The 1,476-nt window shown below is 37.1% G+C and carries 2 protein-coding genes; both read right to left on the reverse strand.

Annotation, left to right across the window (positions count from 1 at the left end; translation table 11 throughout):
• Positions 1-29 precede the first annotated feature (29 nt).
• Positions 30-962 (reverse strand): IS3 family transposase, encoded by a 933-nt coding sequence (locus LCM10_RS20440; RefSeq protein WP_224878441.1) that lies wholly within the window; start codon positions 960-962, stop codon positions 30-32.
• On the reverse strand, positions 860-1,476 hold a 617-nt coding region (locus tag LCM10_RS20445), incomplete at its 5' end, for a transposase (protein WP_224878439.1). The genes LCM10_RS20445 and LCM10_RS20440, both read right to left, overlap by 103 nt.

Consider the following 1,476-nt stretch of genomic DNA (forward strand, 5'->3'; position numbering starts at 1 on the left):
GGTGCTTACCCCCGGAAGTTAGAGTTTTATTATGCAGCTGAATGGCTGGAGTGAGTTCGGTATTCGACAGGACTCATCCCAGCCAATTTTTCTTTTGACCGGTCATGATTGTACCAGTGAATATATTCTTCAATCCGTCCTTTTAAATCCTCATAGGTTACTAGTTCTTCACCATAATACATTTCTTGCTTTAAAATCCCAAAGAAATTCTCCATCGAAGCGTTGTCTGCGCAGGTTGCTTTCCGAGACATGCTTTGAAAAATCTTGTTCCGTTTTAACGTTTTCACCCACTTGTTGTGCTGATAATGCCAGCCTTGGTCTGAATGGATTGTGGTTCGATAGGTCGCCCGATCTTTTAATACTTCTAAAGACTCTTTTAAAGGTTCCATGACAAGATCTAAAGTTGGACGTTCCTTGATCCCAAACGCAATAATTTCTCCGTTATAAAGGTCAAGAATTGGATTCAAATATAATTTCTTTTCTTCGAGACATTTAAATTCAGTAACGTCAGTTACCAATTTTTGAAGAGGAATAGGGGTTCTAAACCGACGAGATAATCGGTTTTTCGCTACCTTTCCAATAGTTCCCTTATAACTATTATATTTACGGGATTTTCGCATGAATTTAATACATCTAATTCCTAGCTCTCGCATGATACGATAGACTTTTTTATGATTGATACGCTGCCCTAATTTCTTTAATTCTTTTGTGATACGTTTATAACCATAGCGTTCCTGGAACTTATTAAATAAGGTTGTAATGGTTTCTTTTAATTCTTTATCCGGGTCTTCCTTACCGAAATTTTTCACATGATAGTGATAAGTTGCTTCCGGAATTCCTACCACAAAGAGGATATCTTTTAATCGAAATCCTTCTTCTTTAAGCTCGAATGCCATTTTTGTTTGTGCTTTTCGTGAAAGGCGTTCGGATTCTCGCGAAAAGCTCTCAGCTTTTTTAAATATGCATTCTCCAGTCTTAGTAGTTCATTCTCGCGTTCTAATTCTTCTTCGCGTGTTAGCTTTTCTTCTTCCTTTTTCTTCTGATTATTAGATTTCTTAGACATAGAAGGCCGCCCCTTTAAATTTAATTCCAGGCCTTCTACTCCTTGTTCACGAAATGTCTTCATCCAGCGTTTAATTAAGGAAGGGTTGTTCAAGTTAAACTGAACAGCCGTTTCTAAATAAGAAGCACCTGTATTTAACATGAATTGTATCGTATCTAATTTAAATTGAACAGAATACTCCTTCTTCGTCTTTCTTCGTTTTAACCCTTCCATCCCCTGAGACTTATAGGTATTTACCCACTCAACTATCTGCGTTTGGCTACCCATATTATATTTTTTGGCCAATGATCTGTATCCTAGATTTCCAGATAAATACTCGATGACAAGTTTCATTTTAAATTCATCACTATATTTAGCCAAAAAAACACCCCCGAAAGTTAGTTTTTTCACTCTAACTTTCGGGGGTCGGTACC

This window comes from Rossellomorea aquimaris (assembly GCF_020171925.1).
GTDB classification, from domain to species: Bacteria; Bacillota; Bacilli; order Bacillales; family Bacillaceae_B; genus Rossellomorea; species Rossellomorea aquimaris_F.